The organism is Kibdelosporangium banguiense, from assembly GCF_017876405.1.
Lineage (GTDB): Bacteria > Actinomycetota > Actinomycetes > Mycobacteriales > Pseudonocardiaceae > Kibdelosporangium > Kibdelosporangium banguiense.
Map to the genome: position 1 here is coordinate 7,631,384 of NZ_JAGINW010000001.1, position 14,119 is coordinate 7,645,502.

General features: G+C 66.4%; 18 protein-coding genes and 1 pseudogene. 6 read left to right on the forward strand and 13 right to left on the reverse strand.

Features of this window, described 5'->3' with window-relative positions:
• Positions 1-31: 31 nt before the first annotated feature.
• On the reverse strand, positions 32-607 hold the full coding sequence (locus JOF56_RS35195) for a hypothetical protein (RefSeq protein WP_209643756.1): 576 nt from the start codon (positions 605-607) through the stop codon (positions 32-34).
• Between the two features lie 144 nt (positions 608-751).
• A complete protein-coding gene (locus JOF56_RS35200; protein WP_209643757.1) occupies positions 752-1,018 on the reverse strand; it encodes a helix-turn-helix transcriptional regulator in 267 nt (88 codons plus the stop codon).
• Positions 1,019-1,095: 77 nt separating this feature from the next.
• Between JOF56_RS35200 and map the strand changes: the two genes are divergently transcribed.
• Complete coding sequence (map, locus tag JOF56_RS35205) at positions 1,096-1,863, forward strand: type I methionyl aminopeptidase (RefSeq protein ID WP_209643758.1); 768 nt, start codon at positions 1,096-1,098, stop codon at positions 1,861-1,863.
• Positions 1,864-1,888: 25 nt separating this feature from the next.
• On the opposite strand, the gene JOF56_RS35210 is transcribed toward map, so the two are convergent.
• The 3 genes from JOF56_RS35210 to JOF56_RS35220 form a co-directional block, all read right to left on the reverse strand.
• Positions 1,889-2,662, reverse strand: a complete 774-nt coding sequence (locus tag JOF56_RS35210) for a TIGR03084 family metal-binding protein (RefSeq protein WP_209648662.1) — start codon at positions 2,660-2,662, stop codon at positions 1,889-1,891.
• A 127-nt stretch (positions 2,663-2,789) separates the two neighbouring features.
• Positions 2,790-4,136, reverse strand: a complete 1,347-nt coding sequence (locus JOF56_RS35215) for a prolyl oligopeptidase family serine peptidase (protein WP_209643759.1) — start codon at positions 4,134-4,136, stop codon at positions 2,790-2,792.
• Positions 4,137-4,166: 30 nt separating this feature from the next.
• Positions 4,167-4,673 (reverse strand): LpqB family beta-propeller domain-containing protein, encoded by a 507-nt coding sequence (locus JOF56_RS35220; RefSeq protein WP_209643760.1) that lies wholly within the window; start codon positions 4,671-4,673, stop codon positions 4,167-4,169.
• Between the two features lie 112 nt (positions 4,674-4,785).
• On the opposite strand from JOF56_RS35220, the gene JOF56_RS35225 reads away from it, so the two are divergent.
• Positions 4,786-5,949 carry a sensor histidine kinase gene (locus JOF56_RS35225; protein ID WP_209643761.1) on the forward strand — a complete coding sequence of 388 codons (1,164 nt, stop codon included), beginning with the start codon at positions 4,786-4,788 and terminating at the stop codon, positions 5,947-5,949.
• Here JOF56_RS35225 and JOF56_RS35230 read toward each other — a convergent pair.
• Positions 5,898-6,395, reverse strand: a complete 498-nt coding sequence (locus tag JOF56_RS35230; RefSeq protein ID WP_209643762.1) for a DinB family protein — start codon at positions 6,393-6,395, stop codon at positions 5,898-5,900. The two genes, JOF56_RS35225 and JOF56_RS35230, sit on opposite strands and share 52 nt — an antisense overlap.
• Positions 6,396-6,562: 167 nt before the next feature.
• Between JOF56_RS35230 and JOF56_RS35235 the strand changes: the two genes are divergently transcribed.
• Complete coding sequence (locus JOF56_RS35235; protein WP_209643763.1) at positions 6,563-7,414, forward strand: DUF4082 domain-containing protein; 852 nt, start codon at positions 6,563-6,565, stop codon at positions 7,412-7,414.
• 84 nt (positions 7,415-7,498) lie between these two features.
• Here JOF56_RS35235 and JOF56_RS35240 read toward each other — a convergent pair whose 3' ends face one another.
• The 5 genes and pseudogenes from JOF56_RS35240 to JOF56_RS35260 all read right to left on the reverse strand — a co-directional run.
• On the reverse strand, positions 7,499-7,663 hold the full coding sequence (locus tag JOF56_RS35240; RefSeq protein WP_209643764.1) for a DUF397 domain-containing protein: 165 nt from the start codon (positions 7,661-7,663) through the stop codon (positions 7,499-7,501).
• Positions 7,664-7,768: 105 nt separating this feature from the next.
• A complete protein-coding gene (locus JOF56_RS35245; RefSeq protein ID WP_209643765.1) occupies positions 7,769-7,933 on the reverse strand; it encodes a DUF397 domain-containing protein in 165 nt (54 codons plus the stop codon).
• Positions 7,934-7,935: 2 nt separating this feature from the next.
• Positions 7,936-8,766, reverse strand: coding sequence for a helix-turn-helix domain-containing protein (locus JOF56_RS35250; RefSeq protein ID WP_209643766.1), 831 nt, complete (start codon positions 8,764-8,766; stop codon positions 7,936-7,938).
• A gap of 152 nt (positions 8,767-8,918) precedes the next feature.
• Positions 8,919-10,103 carry an MFS transporter gene (locus tag JOF56_RS35255; RefSeq protein ID WP_209643767.1) on the reverse strand — a complete coding sequence of 395 codons (1,185 nt, stop codon included), beginning with the start codon at positions 10,101-10,103 and terminating at the stop codon, positions 8,919-8,921.
• 22 nt (positions 10,104-10,125) lie between these two features.
• Positions 10,126-10,272, reverse strand: a pseudogene (locus JOF56_RS35260) (SDR family NAD(P)-dependent oxidoreductase); the annotation flags it as partial.
• A 56-nt stretch (positions 10,273-10,328) separates the two neighbouring features.
• Here JOF56_RS35260 and JOF56_RS35265 point away from each other — a divergent pair.
• The 3 genes from JOF56_RS35265 (at position 10,329) to JOF56_RS35275 (ending at position 12,598) form a co-directional block, all read left to right on the forward strand.
• Positions 10,329-11,288, forward strand: a complete 960-nt coding sequence (locus tag JOF56_RS35265; RefSeq protein WP_209643768.1) for an ArsR/SmtB family transcription factor — start codon at positions 10,329-10,331, stop codon at positions 11,286-11,288.
• 101 nt (positions 11,289-11,389) lie between these two features.
• Complete coding sequence (locus JOF56_RS35270) at positions 11,390-11,695, forward strand: cold-shock protein (RefSeq protein WP_209643769.1); 306 nt, start codon at positions 11,390-11,392, stop codon at positions 11,693-11,695.
• A 42-nt stretch (positions 11,696-11,737) separates the two neighbouring features.
• Entirely contained in the window at positions 11,738-12,598 is an 861-nt protein-coding gene (locus JOF56_RS35275) for an ADP-ribosylglycohydrolase family protein (RefSeq protein WP_307855394.1), read from the forward strand.
• Here the strand turns inward: JOF56_RS35275 and JOF56_RS35280 are convergent.
• A complete protein-coding gene (locus JOF56_RS35280) occupies positions 12,581-13,639 on the reverse strand; it encodes an FAD-dependent oxidoreductase (protein WP_209643771.1) in 1,059 nt (352 codons plus the stop codon). The two genes, JOF56_RS35275 and JOF56_RS35280, sit on opposite strands and share 18 nt — an antisense overlap.
• A gap of 44 nt (positions 13,640-13,683) precedes the next feature.
• Positions 13,684-14,103: an asparagine synthase-related protein gene (locus JOF56_RS35285; protein WP_209643772.1), complete on the reverse strand. Its 420-nt coding sequence runs from the start codon at positions 14,101-14,103 to the stop codon at positions 13,684-13,686.
• Positions 14,104-14,119 lie beyond the last annotated feature (16 nt).

The following is a 14,119-nucleotide window of genomic DNA, read 5'->3' on the forward strand; positions in this document are numbered from 1 at the left end:
CACGACCGCCGAATGCCAGTGCTTGGCTCTCTCACTTGCAGAACGCGATCTCCGGGTACCGTGCCGACGGCGCGTCGAGCAGCGACGACGGCTTGCCGCGCAGGTGCTGGTCGAAGAACGCGTTGACGTAGGCCCGGGTGATCGCCTGGGTGCGTTCTGCGGTAGTGGTCGCGCCGATGTTGACACCGTACTGATCGGCGAATAGCCCTACGTCGGTGAACGACGGGTGCACCGTGCCCGCCACTTCGACCCAGCGCTTCCATTCGGTCATCTGTGCCCAGTCCCGCTCCCAATCTGTGCGTAACGACGCGTCCGGTGGTGCCTGAATGCCGCTGCCCTTGAGCATTGCCGCCGACTCCGCCGGTGTCACGTACTGTGCCTTCGGCCCATTCGCCGAGGCCACCGGATAGAAGACGGAGACCATCAACTCCCGATAGGGCACCGACGGCACCCAGGGATCGACTCGCGAGGTGTCCTTCGGATAGAGGGAGGTCGCCCCGACCGGCCGGTGACCGGTCGGGGCAGATAGGTAGGGCAGAGTGTCCGCCACCGCGGGTGTCGCGGAGAAAACAAGGGCCAGCGCAACGCCGGCCGTGAGCCCGCGCATGTTCTCTCTTTCCATAGGCGACTTCCGTGCGCGCGGGTTACGTCATTGTCCCGTCGCGCAGGGAAAGCCTGGCGCGTCGGCGCGAGTGGATCACTGGTGCGGGCAGGAGGGACGAAGGTAGGGACAGCCCTACCATGCCAGTTGTCAGGAGGCTGACTTGAGGCGTAGGCCGTCGCGCCATGTGGCGGCGAGGTCCTGGATCGGGAGGTCGAGCGCCTCGCTGAGACAGGCGATCGTGCCGAACGCGGGGGAGGGGAGCCGACCGGTCTCGATCTTGCGCAGTGTCTCCGGCGAGATGCCGGCCGCGTGTGCCACGTCGCCGAGGTCCCGGTCTGCTCGCGCTTCACGCAGCAGTCTGCCGAGACGCTTGCCGGCCTCGATCTGTTCGGGCGTGAGCGGATTGCGGACCACGGCACCAGGATACGGCTGGTATTTTAATACCGCAAGTGCTACGTTGGTATTATTATACCGACGAGGTGAGGGTGTCCATGATCGAGTTGAAGTCGCCCGCGGAGATCGAGCGGATGCACACCACTGGGCAGTTCGTCGCCCAGATCCTGGCCGAGCTCAGCGAACTCGCCGACGTGGGCGTCAACCTCCTCGACCTGGAGCACCACGTCCGCGGCCGGATCCGGCAACGCGGAGCACAGTCCTGCTACTGGGACTACGCCCCGTCCTTCGGTAACGGTCCGTTCCGTAACGTCATCTGCCTGTCGGTCAACGACGCGGTGCTGCACGGCATGCCCCACGACTACACGCTGCGCGACGGGGACGTCCTCAGTATGGATCTCGCGGTCGGGATCGACGGCTGGGTCGCCGACTCCGCCCGAACCATCATCGTGGGCACTCCGGCCAACGATGACCTGCGGCTCGTCCGCGCGACCGAGGAAGCGCTCAAAGCGGGCATCGAGGCCGCGAGACCAGGCAACCGGCTGGGCGACGTCTCAGCGGCGATCGGCGCGGTCGCCACCGGCTACGGCTACCCGATCAACACGGAGTTCGGCGGCCACGGGCTCGGCCGGACCATGCACGAGGACCCCCACGTCTCCAACAAGGGCCGCGCCGGCCGAGGCCTCAAGCTCCGGGCAGGCATGACCCTGGCCCTCGAACCCTGGTTCGCCCGCACCACCGACCAAATCGTCTTCGACCCCGACGGCTGGACAATCCGCTCAGCCGACGGCTCCCGTACCGCCCACTCCGAACACACCATCGCGATCACACAGGACGGCCCCCTGGTGCTCACAGCACGCCCTTGACCTGGCTGTACCGGCGGCCACCGGTTCAGAGGAAAACGCGAGCGATGTCGAGCCACTTCTGGGCGTCCTCGCCGACCGCTGTGAGGTCGGTCTCGGCCCGCGACCTGCGCTGGGTGACTCGGAGGCAGAAGTCGAGGGCGCTGCCCTGAACTCGTTGCAGGGCATCTTCCGGGCCCCATGCCCAGGTCTGGCCGTCGGGGCCAGTCAGTTCGACACGGAACGGCTCTGCCGGAGTAGGTAGCTGGGCGGCGTAGAACGACAGCTCCCGCCCTGCCACTCCCAACGCGGCCACATGCTGGAGCCGGCCTGTTGGGCGGCGCGGGACACCCAACGTGTCGAAAATGTCCTGCCCGTGAGCCCATGTTTCCATCAGTCGAAGCGGCAGCATCAGCCTTGCGGTCAACTGCGAGCCAAACCACGGAAACCCATGGTTCAGCGGAACGTCACGTAGCGCTGCCGCCACCTCGGAGCGACCGGTTCGCCATTGCTCCAGCAGTACCGATCGCGGTTTGGCGGCTCCCGCGGCGGCGTCCAGATCTGCGTGCCGGCTGCCTGCGGCTTCCGCCTGCTTCAGCACAACGTCGAACGCCTCCGGGGTGCGTAACGCGATAAGTACGTTCGCGTCGGCTGCAGCAAGATGGGCGATCTGGTGGGCGATCGTCCACCCGGCCGCTGGCGTAGGCATGGACCAGTCGCTTTGCGCTGATACCAGGGCGTCGAGCTCATCCCCCTCGGCCACCAGGTCGGGCAGCGCAAGATCGCGCTCCACCCCGGACAGGTCAAGGCCGTAGTCCAGCATCCGCTTCACCTTCACACATTGACGGGACTGTCCTGTTTGGACATGTAAAGTCGATCTCTTGTAGCCAGGCTACCAACGGCGGCACGCGCTGTCCTGGGAGCCGCATGATCCGAGGATTGACGACGTATCACTGACGAAGGTGCCTGTCGAACCAGTCCAGGTTCTGCTGCATGGCTGCTTGCCGGTGTCGTGGCTGGTGGAAGATGTGCGTTTCGGCGGGGAACAGCACCATTTCGGCGGGGATGCCACGGGTTCGAAGCCGCTTGACGACTGGGTAGAGCATCACGCCGACTGCCTCGGTGCTCTGCGCCAGCAGCGGCGCCTTGATGCGGTCGCCGACTCCGTCGCCTGGGCCGTCTGGCCCGCCGTCTCCGCCGTCGCCGGATGACCCTGTTTTGAACACCGTCGATACTGCCAGGGCGCGTTGCGTGATCTGGGCGCCACGGCTGTAGCCGGCGATTCCGGCGCGGTTGGGGTCGACCTCGCCTCGATTGACGGCGTCCCGTACTGCGGATTCCATTGTGGACACGGAATCCGATGGGTCGAGAGTGCCTTGTGCGCGGGGTTCGTTGACCAGCAGCACGACGTAGCCCTTGGCCGCGAAGACCTGGGACGGGTAGTCCCACTCGTGGCCTTGCCACAGGAATTTGTTCACCGCGTCGTAGCCGTGGGTGATCACAATCGCTGGGCAGCGGCGGTTGGTGCCGCAGCCCTCGGGCACGATCCGGTAGCCCGTCGCGGTCTGTCCCTTGGGGTTGGTCCATGTGGCGGCGACCGGAGCCTGGATGGCGCGGCTGCGAATGTCGTGGTTCGGGTCGTATCCGTCACGAATGGTGCCGTCGGCGCGCAGCACCACCAGTCTTGGGGGCGAGGAGTTCGTCTGACGCACGCATACCCCCTGCTCCAGGCCACGGTCGAACGTGCAGCCCGAGATGTCGACGTTCTCAGGCGAGACTCTGGCGAGCGTCTTGCCGATATAGATCGCCTCGTTCGCGCCGTCGGACAGGGCGGCCACCACACGGTCCGTTGACATCCAGGTGGCCGACAGCCGGGTCGCCCCCGCGGGGAGCGTCGCCACCACCTGCTGCCCACTTCCGTCGACAGCGATCCCGCTCAATTCCTGGCCCGAAGACTGCACGACCACCTGGCGACTGTCGGCGGTCCAGGACACGGCCATGCTCGGCGACCAGCGCTCGTCAAGCGTGCGAGAGGTACCGGAGCTGATGTCGAGCACAGTCAGTGAGTTGCCGGCGATGGCGAGCTTGCTGCCGTCCGGCGACCAGTACAACGTCGGCCCATAGGTGGCCCTGCCCATCTCCAGTTCGGTGAGAGTGCGCTGCTGCCCGGTTGGCGCGTCCCAGAGCCGGATTCCGACCCTTGGCGGGTAGTGGCTGCTGGTCAGGATGCCTTCCACGGTCATCGTGTCGTCGAAGGGCACCCCGTCCAGCGTGTGCTCCCCGGGTGGCAATGGCACCGCGAACACCAGTTGCCGCCCGGTCGGCGACTACGCGTGCCGCAGCACTTTCGCCTGGTGGGGTGGGATCACCGCGCCCCGCAACGCCCGCGCTCCGCCCACTGGGATTGCCGGTCCTGGTGCCGTGAACAGTCGCTGTGGCCTGCCGCCCGAACTCGGTACGGTCCACACTTCGTCGACACCGTCATGCGGGGCAATGTAGGTCAGCGAACGGCCGTCCGGACGCCAACGCAGGTCGGTGATCCGCTCGGCGGTACCACTGACCGAGGCCACCTCGCGCACCCTCTCCGGCGTGACCATGTCCAGCACCAGCACCTTGCTGGTGACCTTGTTCGTCGCGACCGATGGCTCGGTGACCACCACAGCCGCCTGCCTGCCGTCCGGCGAGACCTGGGTGTCCTCGATTTGCCGTACCTCAACGACATCCCGGATGTCCATCGGCCGGCGCGGCTGTGCCATCACAGAACCCGCTCCGGACACGGTGCACAACACCGCCATGCCAACGCCTATCGCGGCGAATCTCGTTCGTTGCCTCATGTCTTCCGGATGCTAGGGACGACTTGGTTCCGCACACATCGGACTGGCGTACCAGACTCCAGTCAACCCGGGATGATCGCGGAGTCAACCGGGGAAGGCCTAGTTTGGAGTCATGCGGAAACTCGACCGGTATCTGGACACGGCGCTCGCGGGTGCGGCCGTCGGTGTCCTGATCGCGCTGCATTCGCCGTGGCTGCGGCAACCGTGGGCGGTCGTCGCCATCGTGGTCGGCGGTCTGCTACTGGTGTGGCGGCGCCGGTTTCCGATCGCGCTGTGTGTTGTGACGGGCATAGCTCTTGCGCTGTCCATTGTGTCCCATGTGGACGCCAGCGGGCCGTTGTTCTTCTTCGCATGGATCGCGTTGTACGGCGTGCCGGCCTACGCCGTACAACGCCTGGTGCCTGTAGTCGGCGGCGGTGTCGTGCTCCTTACAGCGCTGCTGCTCGTCTACATGATGAGCGCGGCTGACAATCAGGCGCGCGACCCGATCCTCGTGCCGATTGTGCTTGCGATCGCCTATCTGGCCACCGCGTGGCTGCTGGGCAGTTATCACCGCACTCGGCGGGCCTACCAGACCGAACTGGAGGAGCGCGCCGCGCGGCTGGAACGGGAACGTGACGCGGTGGCCCGGCAGGCGGCCGCCGAAGAACGCACCCGGATCGCCAGGGAGCTGCACGACATGCTGGCGCACACGATGAGTGGGATGGTGGTGCTGGCCGGCGGAGCACGTCGCGCGGCGACGGACCAGCCGGAGCGTGCGGTCGAAGCGCTGGCCGAGATCGAGCGGGCCGGCCGGGACGGCATGACTGAGACCAGGGCATTGCTGGAATCCTTGCGCGGCAATGGTGAACCCGCCACGCCGCCTCAAGTTTCACTGCGCGAGCTGCCTGCGCTCGCCGACCGGATGCGCGCGTCCGGCCTGCCTGTGCACCTGTCGGTCGAGGGCGACCCGGCGCACCTGCCTGTTCCGGTCGACCTCGCAGGATACCGGATCGTTCAGGAGGCACTCACGAATACCTTGCGCCACGCGGGAACCGCGACCGCGTGTGTGTCCATTAAGTACTTCGAGGACGACGTACGGATAGAGATCACCGACGACGGGCGGGGGACGCCCGAGCCCGGCACCGGACACGGCCTTGCTGGAATGCGGGAGCGTGCCCGGCTGCTCGGCGGCGAACTGCGTGCCGGGCCACGGCTGGTCGGTGTGCGCTCGCCTGCCTTGCGCTACTCGTTGATGAGCTGTTCGCGGAGGATGTCGGCGTGCCCGCAGTGCTGAGCGAGTTCGCGCAGCATGTGGAGGTACACCCAGCGCAGCGGGAGCGGGCCGCGTCGGTTGCCGCGGACTATGTCGTCGACTCCCAGGGATGAGGTCGCGTGGCGTGACGCTTCGCACGCGTCGCGGTGTGCTTGCTGGACGGTGGCGATGGTGTCGTTGTCGTCGAGGACGAACGACTCGTCCGGTGTCTCGGGGATACCGATCTCGGTGCGCGACCGGCACGTGATGGCTTCGTCGAACCAGACCTTCTCGACAAAGGTCGCGTGCTTGACCAGGCCCAGCAGGGTGGTCAGGGACGGCACCAGCGATCGGCGCGCCTGCTGTTCGGTCAGCCCGTCCAGGCAGCTGTTGAGGGCACGGCGGTGCTCGTTGAGGAACGCCTCGAACTGGACACGCGCCTGCTGGTCGATGACGTCTTCGGCAGACGCCGATGAGAGGCCGGACATGTCCGGAGCATTTCAGACCGTCTGCCAAGAGCAGCAAGCGGCTGGTGTAACCGGGTTGGGCTGTACGGCGTGAAATCGGTTGTGCGCGTAGCGCTTGGTTGCCGTGAGGCGATGCGCAGGGAAGGGGCAGGAGGGCTGCCCCGGCTCTGATGCCTTGGGGAGGGCGGATGTTTCGGTTGCTGAGGTGGACGGCGGTTCTCGCGGTTCTCACCCTGGCTGTGTTCGGCGCGCCTGCGGCGATGGCGTCGACCGCGCCGTGGCACGTGGTTTACTCGCCGTCGGTGGGTGCGCGTGCCGAAGTGGGCGAACCAGTCCTGATCACCGGGTACTCGTACATCGGCGAGGGAACCCCGGCCGACAGCGTCGAGCTGACCTTCGACGGTGGCGTGACCTGGGCCGAGGCCGACATCTACTGGAACGGCTCGTGGCGCTACCTGTTCACGCCCACACAGCCCGGCGACATCGCCTTCAACATGCGGGGCTGGTACAAGGGCCAACTCGGTGACGTCAGCCCGCCGCGAACCTTGCATGTCGGCACGCCAGGCTCGCTCGCACCGGTCGTTTGCCCGTGTAACTTCCGTGAGTACGAGGCACCGCGCAACGAAATCGACCCTCTGCCAGTGGAGTTGGGTGTGCGGTTCGCGGTCGACCGGCCCAGCTGGCTGTACGGGGTCACGTTCCAGCGCGGGACATACCGCGGCCCGGTGACGATCCGGGTCTGGGGCCCAGGCGGCACGCTGCTGCACGAGCAAGACGAGCCGGCATCGACAACCGGCTACACGTCCGTGACGATCGCCCCTTCGGTACCGCTGCAGCCAGGCGCCGACTACGTCGTCTCGTACTACACGCCTGAAGGCGGCTACCAGGCGAGCGAGAACTACTACACCGGCACGCTGTTCCACGCGCCCTTCATCGTGCGCGCCGACGCAGGCGTCTATCACTACGGAGAAGGCGGCGGGTTCCCGACCGACACGTGGTACCAAAGCAACTACACGATCTACCCAGCCGTCATGGCATAGGGACGTGACCGTCAGCAGGACCACAATGGACACGCCTGGGACTCCCGGCACAGTGATGTGCCGGGAGCTGGGAGGTGGGCCTTCTCAGCGATCCAGGCGGCCGGACTTGACCGTGGCCAGCAGCCCGGTCACGTCGATGTCCAGTGTGGGGCCGTCTGCGTTCTTGCTGTCGCGGATCGCGGCCAGATCCTGTCTGATCTGCACGCAGTTGCCGCAGGCCCCGCTGAAGCTCGATGTGCGCCAGTTCATGATCACTCCCTCGTCAGGATTGACCGGATTACTTGCCCCCATGAACAGGCCGAAAAACTCGGCTCTCCGCAGAGTATCGCGCGGAGAGCCGGAAGTGGTGTTCTGTCACCGGTCCAGATGGCCGGATTTGACGGTTGCCACCAGCCGGGACAGGTCAGCGTGCAGCGTGGGGCCGTCTGCGTTCTTGCTGTCTCGCAGGGCGGCCAGGTCCTGCCTGACCTGCACGCACTCGCCGCTGTTTCCGCTGAAGCTTGATGTGCGCCAGTCCATGGTCACGCCTCCTTCAGAATCGACCGAAGCATATTCTGACTTTCCTGGCCCGGGAGGGCTATGTGATCAAGTCTTTCGACCATCCTGGTGTATGGCTCTGACTGGTCATCGTGCAGGTAGACGCCGCCCCAGTAGACCTCGACGTTCACCACGGGTGCGGTGCTGGGAAAGGTCATGTAGAGCCACGAGTGGCTGACCAGGCCGACCGGCAGGTGTTCGGACACGACCCGGACAGGAATCCCACGCTCACGCGCGCCCAGAAGGTGTTTGACCTGCTTGTTGTGAACCCCAGGGCCGCCGAACGGCGTGCGTAGTGCGGTTTCGCTGATGTAGGCCGTGTAATCCACTGTGCCCAGGATCTTCTGCCGCCTTCGTCTGGCCAGCCAGCGCAACTCTGCGACATCCTGCGGCACTTCCTGGGAGCGCATGAGCGCCAAGGCGTAGTCCTCGATCTGGAGCAAGCCGGGTACCAAGGTCACCGACCAGTCCGTCAGGCTGTTGGCGTCAGCCTCGTAACTGGCCAGAGTCCCCATCTCGGCGGGGACGCCTTGTAGCGGGCGGTCCCACCAGCCGGACGCGTTCTCCGCCCTGGCCTCCGCGATCACATGCTCCCGCTCGACGGCCGGAATCCGGTATGCGGTAAGGATTGTTGCCACGTCCTCGGTCGAGATGTGGCGCTGACCGTTCTCGATTCTGGACATTGTCGCCAGGCCCCACTCCAGCATCTTCGCGGCTGCTTCAAGGCTCAAATCCGTTCGTTGCCTGCGAATCGCGCGCAGCCGGGCGCCGATGATCCGATCCCGGGGCCTTGGGGGTTGTCGCTTGTTCGGCACGGTCCCACCTTCCCACCTGTGGAAGGTCAAGCACCTTCCCGGATTTGAGCCTACCGTCCTCTGTGCAGCCGAGCCGGGTCGCCATAGTGGACACTGTGGCGACCGAATTGATCAATAATACCAAGGGGTTCCATTGTGGATGAGGTCGCTGCTCAAGGCTGGTTGACTCTGTTGCGTTGTGGGGTGAGGTGGCGGGTGAGGGCGATGGCGGCGGTCAGGGCGACTAGTGTGCTGACCGCGGGCCAGCCGAATTTGTTGCAGAGCAGGGCACCGAGCCAGGAGCCTGTGCTGCTGCCTATGAAGGCGCATGTCATGTATGCGGTGTTGAGCCTGCTGTCTGGGCGGATCGCGTAGATGCGGGTGAGGTTGGCGGTCATTCCGGATTGCATGGTGATGTCGAGCAGCAGGATTCCGATGGTGATCGCGATCAGGCCGGTGGGGCCGCCGAGGACACCGGCCGCGAGCACGGGTGCTGAGGCGATGGTGCCGATGAGACAGATCAGGTTGACCGGGTCCGGACCGCCTCGGTCGACCAGCCGGCCGGCGAGTGGGGTGCAGATCATGGTCGCGGCGCTGATCAGGCCGAAAGCGCTGACAGCATTGGTGGTCAGGCCGTAGGTGGGGCCGGTGAGCAGTTGCGGGAGGCTGGTCCATACCGCGGAGAACCCGGCGAACACGCATGCCTGGTACAGGCACGAGCGGCGTAGCGCGGGCTCGTTTCGTAGCAGGGGCAACGGTTCGGCGAGTATTGCCGTATAGCGCTGTCGAGTACGCGGTGTGGTCATGGGAACAACGCGTGCGAGGGCAGCCGCGACGAGTAACGTGAGCACTGCGGCAGCCAGGTATGGCGCGCGCCAGCCGAGTCGCTCGCCAAGCCTCCCAGCCGCGACGCGGCCGAGCAGGATGCCGCCGATCGAGCCGCTCAACAGGGTTCCGCTGACCGCGCCAATGCGGTTTCCGGCGGTCAGGCCGGCGGCCATCGAGCCGATGATCGGTGCCGCTACGGTTGTCAGGCCGACGAGTGCGCTCGCGATGACGAGCGTGGGCAACGAGGGCGCGATGGCGGCCGCGAGCAGACTCACTGTGGCCACGGTGAGCAAACTGACCAGCAGACGGCGGTGAGGCAGCCGGTCGCCGAGCGGTACCAGCAGGAAGATCCCACCCGCGTACCCGAACTGCGTTGCGGTCACCGCGAATGCCGCAGTGTCGAGAGGGACACGCAGATCGGCGGCGATGAGTGGCGTGAGCGGCTGAGGGAAGTAGATGTTGCTCACCGCCACGCCGCAGGCCAGCGCGAGCAACAGGACCGTGCTCCGGCCGAGCTGTGTTTCAGACACAGTCGAGTACCACGCGGTCGACGATCACCTCGACTGTCGCCGCGCAGTCCGCTTCGACCAGGTCGACCACACCGACCGTGAACCCGTCGCCCGCCAGCCGCCGTGCGATCGCCGCGCCGATACCCCGTGCCGCACCGGTCACGATCGCTGTCCGCTGTTGTTTCGTCATGGTCAGCAGTGCATCGCGACCTGCTCGACGGGAAAATGAATGTAGCATTATGCTTAATGATCAGATTCCGGCTCGACGTCGAGGACCTCGCCAGCACCCGGTTCGCGATCTCGCCTCTTTCCGAGACGGTGTTCAGCCTCTGGGCGCTGTGCGATCCCGGCCGGTACGCGTTGCACCTGCCCTGGCTGCGATCCGTCCGGCCCGGACTGGGCACACTGGACATGCAGCTGCTCATGTCCCTGGTCGGGCCGACTTTTGCCGTGCCCGATTTCCTCACTCCGCGACCAGCCGTGTTCGCCCCGGACATCGACGACGAGCTGGCGATCGTGCGTGCCACGCCCCTGGACGTAGTACGCCGCGACCTCGTCGCCACCTACGCCCCGGATGGCCTGCCGGACCGGCTCAGCGGGCCTCTCGCCGAATTGGTGACCGATCTGTGCGACCTGCTGTACCGCTACTGGAAAGCGGCCATCGCCCCGGTATGGCGGCAGATCCGGCTGCTGCTGGAGGCTGACATGACCTACCGCGCCCGCCGGCTTGCCACCGGCGGCGCGCGCCTGCTTTTCGCCGATCTTCACCCGAACGTGCGCTGGCACGACGGCACCCTGCACATCGACAAGATGATCGGCAAGCACTCCGTGTCGGTGTCCGGACGCGGCCTGCTGCTGCTCCCGTCCCTGTTCGCCTACAAACCCGTCCCGCCCATGGGCGCCGACGAACCACCCTGGTTCGCGTACCCGTGCCGGGGCGCCGCGACCTTGTGGGCGACGCCCCCGGCTGCCGACCCCAACGCACTCACCGCTCTGATCGGCGCCGCGCGGACCGGACTACTCGTCCTGCTCGAAGAACCCCTGGCCACCAGCGAAATCGCCCGCCGCCTCAACGTCACCCCCAGTGCCGTGTCCCAGCACCTGCAGGTCCTGCACGCCACCGGCCTGGTCACCCGCACTCGCGTCGGCCGCAACGTCCTCTACCGGCGCGGTTCCCTCGGCGACCAGCTGCTCAAGGGCCCGTGAGTACGGCGTTGCCTCCCGGCGGTCATGTGCGGGATGCACGTGATGATGGCACAGTGGTGGCAGCACAGTGGTGACTATTGCCGTCGAGCAGGGGAGTGGCGATGCCCGAACCGATTGACGTGTCATCGATCGCTGATGTCCAGGCCGCTGCCGAATCGGATCGCGTCCCGGACAAGGCCGACGCGCGAGCGGAGGCCCGGAAACAGGGAACTGTGGTGCGGCTCGATCGCGCCATGGGTTACGGCTATATCCGGCCCGATGACGGTGGCGTCGATGTCTACTTCGCCATTTCCGACTCCACCGGCGAACTGACCATCGGCCAGCGCGTGGAATTCGACTACAAGCCCGGCACCGGGAACAGTGATTTCGGTGCGGACGCTCCAGGATTCCTCGGGCGGATCTGGTAACACCGGCCATATGCTGACCGCATGGGGTCAGAGCATCCGGCGGTGGCGAGTTTGTTGGGTCTTGTTGTCGGCGACGCGTTCGGGTCGCGCATTCTGCTGCCGGGGGATCACCCGGCAGTGGTGGGCCGTGAGCTGCCCGCGTCGCCGTGGCCATGGAGTGACGACACCGAGATGGCGTGCTCGGTTTATCTGATTCTGAGCCGCCATGGCGAAATCGACCAGGACGCTCTGGCGGCGTCTTTTGCCGAGCATTTCGACGTCGACCGTGGGTACGGTTCGGGCGCCGAACGGATGCTGCTGCGATACCGGAACGGCGAATCGTGGCGGGATGTGTCGCCGTCGGTGTTCGGTATGGGCTCGTGGGGAAACGGCGGCGCCATGCGAGTGGCGCCGCTGGGGGCCTGGTTCGGTGCTGACCTCGACACCGTGGTGACTCAGGCGTCGAAATCCGCCATGGTCACCCATGCCCACCCTGAAGGTGTGGCCGGAGCGGTCGCGGTGGCTGTCGCCGCCGCGCTCGCCGCGACGCAGCCGTCCTTGGACCCGGTCGAGCTGCTGAACGCCGTTGCAGCGCGTGTTCCTGCTGGTGAGGTTCAACGGCGGATCCAGGTCGCGGCGAGCCTTCCCGGAAGCGGTCCGGTCCGGGAGGTCGCGGCCACACTGGGCAACGGTCGTGAGGTCAGTGCGGTCGACACCGTGCCCTTGGCGGTATGGATCGCCGCTCACCACCTCGATGCCTACGAGGACGCGCTCTGGACCGTCGCCCAGGTTGCGGAAGACGTCGACACGGTGTGCGCCATCACCGGCGGAATCATCGCCGCGCGGGCCGGTAGCGCGGTGATTCCAGCGGAGTGGCGCGCGGCATGCGAACCCCTGCCACCGTGGTTAGGCGTCGGGGAATGAGCCGTCGCCAAAGAACACACGGGCGGCGGCTGCCCGCCCGAGTGGCGTGCGCAGGAGCTTGAACGCCGCCTCGGCCACGGCAGGCGCTCGTACGTGGGAAAGAGCATTGCGCAGCACGAGCCGGACACGGAACCGGGCGCGTAGCGTCGTGCCGTCGTAATGCCGTAAGACGGACGTATTGCCTGTGCGCAGGTAGTCACCGGTGACGGCGGCGGCAAGTTCCGACATACGCATGCACGGGTCGAGCCCACCTGCGGTCAGCGGTGACACCGCGCCGGCCGCGTCGCCGACGAGCAGGCCGTCGGGACAGACGATCCGACGCAGAACGCCGCCGACTGGGATCGGGCCGCCGCGACGATGGATCGGCCCGGTTGGTGTCGGCATGTTCGGAAACCCGCCGAGGAACGACCGCAGGAGCCGGGGGAGCGGCGCGGCGAGCCGGTCGGGCAGTCCGGCCAGGCCGACGTGCGCCTGCTGTCCGTCATCGACGAGCCAGGCGAGGTAGCCGGGTGCGAGCCGCGGGTCGAGCACGCAGTGAAACGTCGGCGCGCTTGTGCTGACCGGGAACACCTTCTCGGCACCGATGATCAGATGCCGGTTGACGTCGAGCCCGAGCCGGCGCGCGACCGTCGACCGGGCGCCGTCGGCACCGATGGTGAAGCGAGCCTTGACATCCTTCAACGGATAAGAGACACCGAGACGCACCCGCGCGCCGGCCAGCCTGGTTTCCGACAGCGCCTGAGAGTAGATGCCGGCCATGTCGCCGACGCGGAACTCGTCACGTGAGCTGACCAACTCGACCGGCGCACGCAGCGAAGGCGGGTACAACAGGACGCGCCGCACCGCCGGCCCGAGGTAGCGGTCGGGCAGCGCGAAATCCTCAAACGTCCGCCGCACGAAGATGCCTGTGGTCCGGATGCCGATGTCCAAGCTGCTACGGCGCTCGCAGACGAGAACGTCAAAGCCTTGCGACGCAAGCAGACGCGCCGTTTGCAGACCGGCGAGCCCCGCGCCGACAACAAGAACATCCACGGTTTCCATGGTCCGGTGACCGTATCGCCGCCGATACGGTCACACTGTTGTCGCTACAACACCTCCATGGAACCTTCACAGGCTCTCCACTTCGACGTCGTAGTGATCCAGCCAGGCGTCGAGCCGGACCGGGGTCTCGTTGTAGAGGCCCCTTTCCAGCATGGACGACGCTTTTCGACCGGCGCGTCAAGGTGTTGCTGGATCGCGTTCAGGTCGAGCAGCGGCAACGCCGGTGGGCCCGGCTCCGCGACGACCTTGCCCAGCTCCTGCTTGATCGCCCGGTCGTAGCCGGGGGCCTGAGTGGACGGATAAGGTGCCTTCCTCCGTTCCACAATAGACTGCGGAAGCAGGTCCCTGGTCGCGCCGCGCAGCAGGCTCTTCTCCCGCCCGTCAAAGGTCTTCATCGGCCATGGCGCGTTGAAGACGTACTCGACCAGCCGGTGGTCGCATTCCATGGAGACGCTGCGGAACATGATGGGGATTCCCGGT

What these genes read in the sequence shown, in the direction of transcription:
- JOF56_RS35270 (WP_209643769.1), top strand. Translation starts at nt 11,390, where the DNA reads ATGCCCGAACCGATTGACGTGTCATCGATCGCTGATGTCCAGGCCGCT.
- JOF56_RS35245 (WP_209643765.1), bottom strand. Translation starts at nt 7,933, where the DNA reads ATGGACTGGCGCACATCAAGCTTCAGCGGAAACAGCGGCGAGTGCGTG.
- JOF56_RS35265 (WP_209643768.1), top strand. Translation starts at nt 10,329, where the DNA reads ATGATCAGATTCCGGCTCGACGTCGAGGACCTCGCCAGCACCCGGTTC.
- JOF56_RS35235 (WP_209643763.1), top strand. Translation starts at nt 6,563, where the DNA reads ATGTTTCGGTTGCTGAGGTGGACGGCGGTTCTCGCGGTTCTCACCCTG.
- JOF56_RS35210 (WP_209648662.1), bottom strand. Translation starts at nt 2,662, where the DNA reads ATGCTGGACTACGGCCTTGACCTGTCCGGGGTGGAGCGCGATCTTGCG.
- JOF56_RS35220 (WP_209643760.1), bottom strand. Translation starts at nt 4,673, where the DNA reads ATGAGGCAACGAACGAGATTCGCCGCGATAGGCGTTGGCATGGCGGTG.
- JOF56_RS35230 (WP_209643762.1), bottom strand. Translation starts at nt 6,395, where the DNA reads ATGTCCGGCCTCTCATCGGCGTCTGCCGAAGACGTCATCGACCAGCAG.
- JOF56_RS35240 (WP_209643764.1), bottom strand. Translation starts at nt 7,663, where the DNA reads ATGAACTGGCGCACATCGAGCTTCAGCGGGGCCTGCGGCAACTGCGTG.
- JOF56_RS35285 (WP_209643772.1), bottom strand. Translation starts at nt 14,103, where the DNA reads ATGTTCCGCAGCGTCTCCATGGAATGCGACCACCGGCTGGTCGAGTAC.
- JOF56_RS35280 (WP_209643771.1), bottom strand. Translation starts at nt 13,639, where the DNA reads ATGGAAACCGTGGATGTTCTTGTTGTCGGCGCGGGGCTCGCCGGTCTG.
- JOF56_RS35225 (WP_209643761.1), top strand. Translation starts at nt 4,786, where the DNA reads ATGCGGAAACTCGACCGGTATCTGGACACGGCGCTCGCGGGTGCGGCC.
- map (WP_209643758.1), top strand. Translation starts at nt 1,096, where the DNA reads ATGATCGAGTTGAAGTCGCCCGCGGAGATCGAGCGGATGCACACCACT.
- JOF56_RS35195 (WP_209643756.1), bottom strand. Translation starts at nt 607, where the DNA reads ATGCGCGGGCTCACGGCCGGCGTTGCGCTGGCCCTTGTTTTCTCCGCG.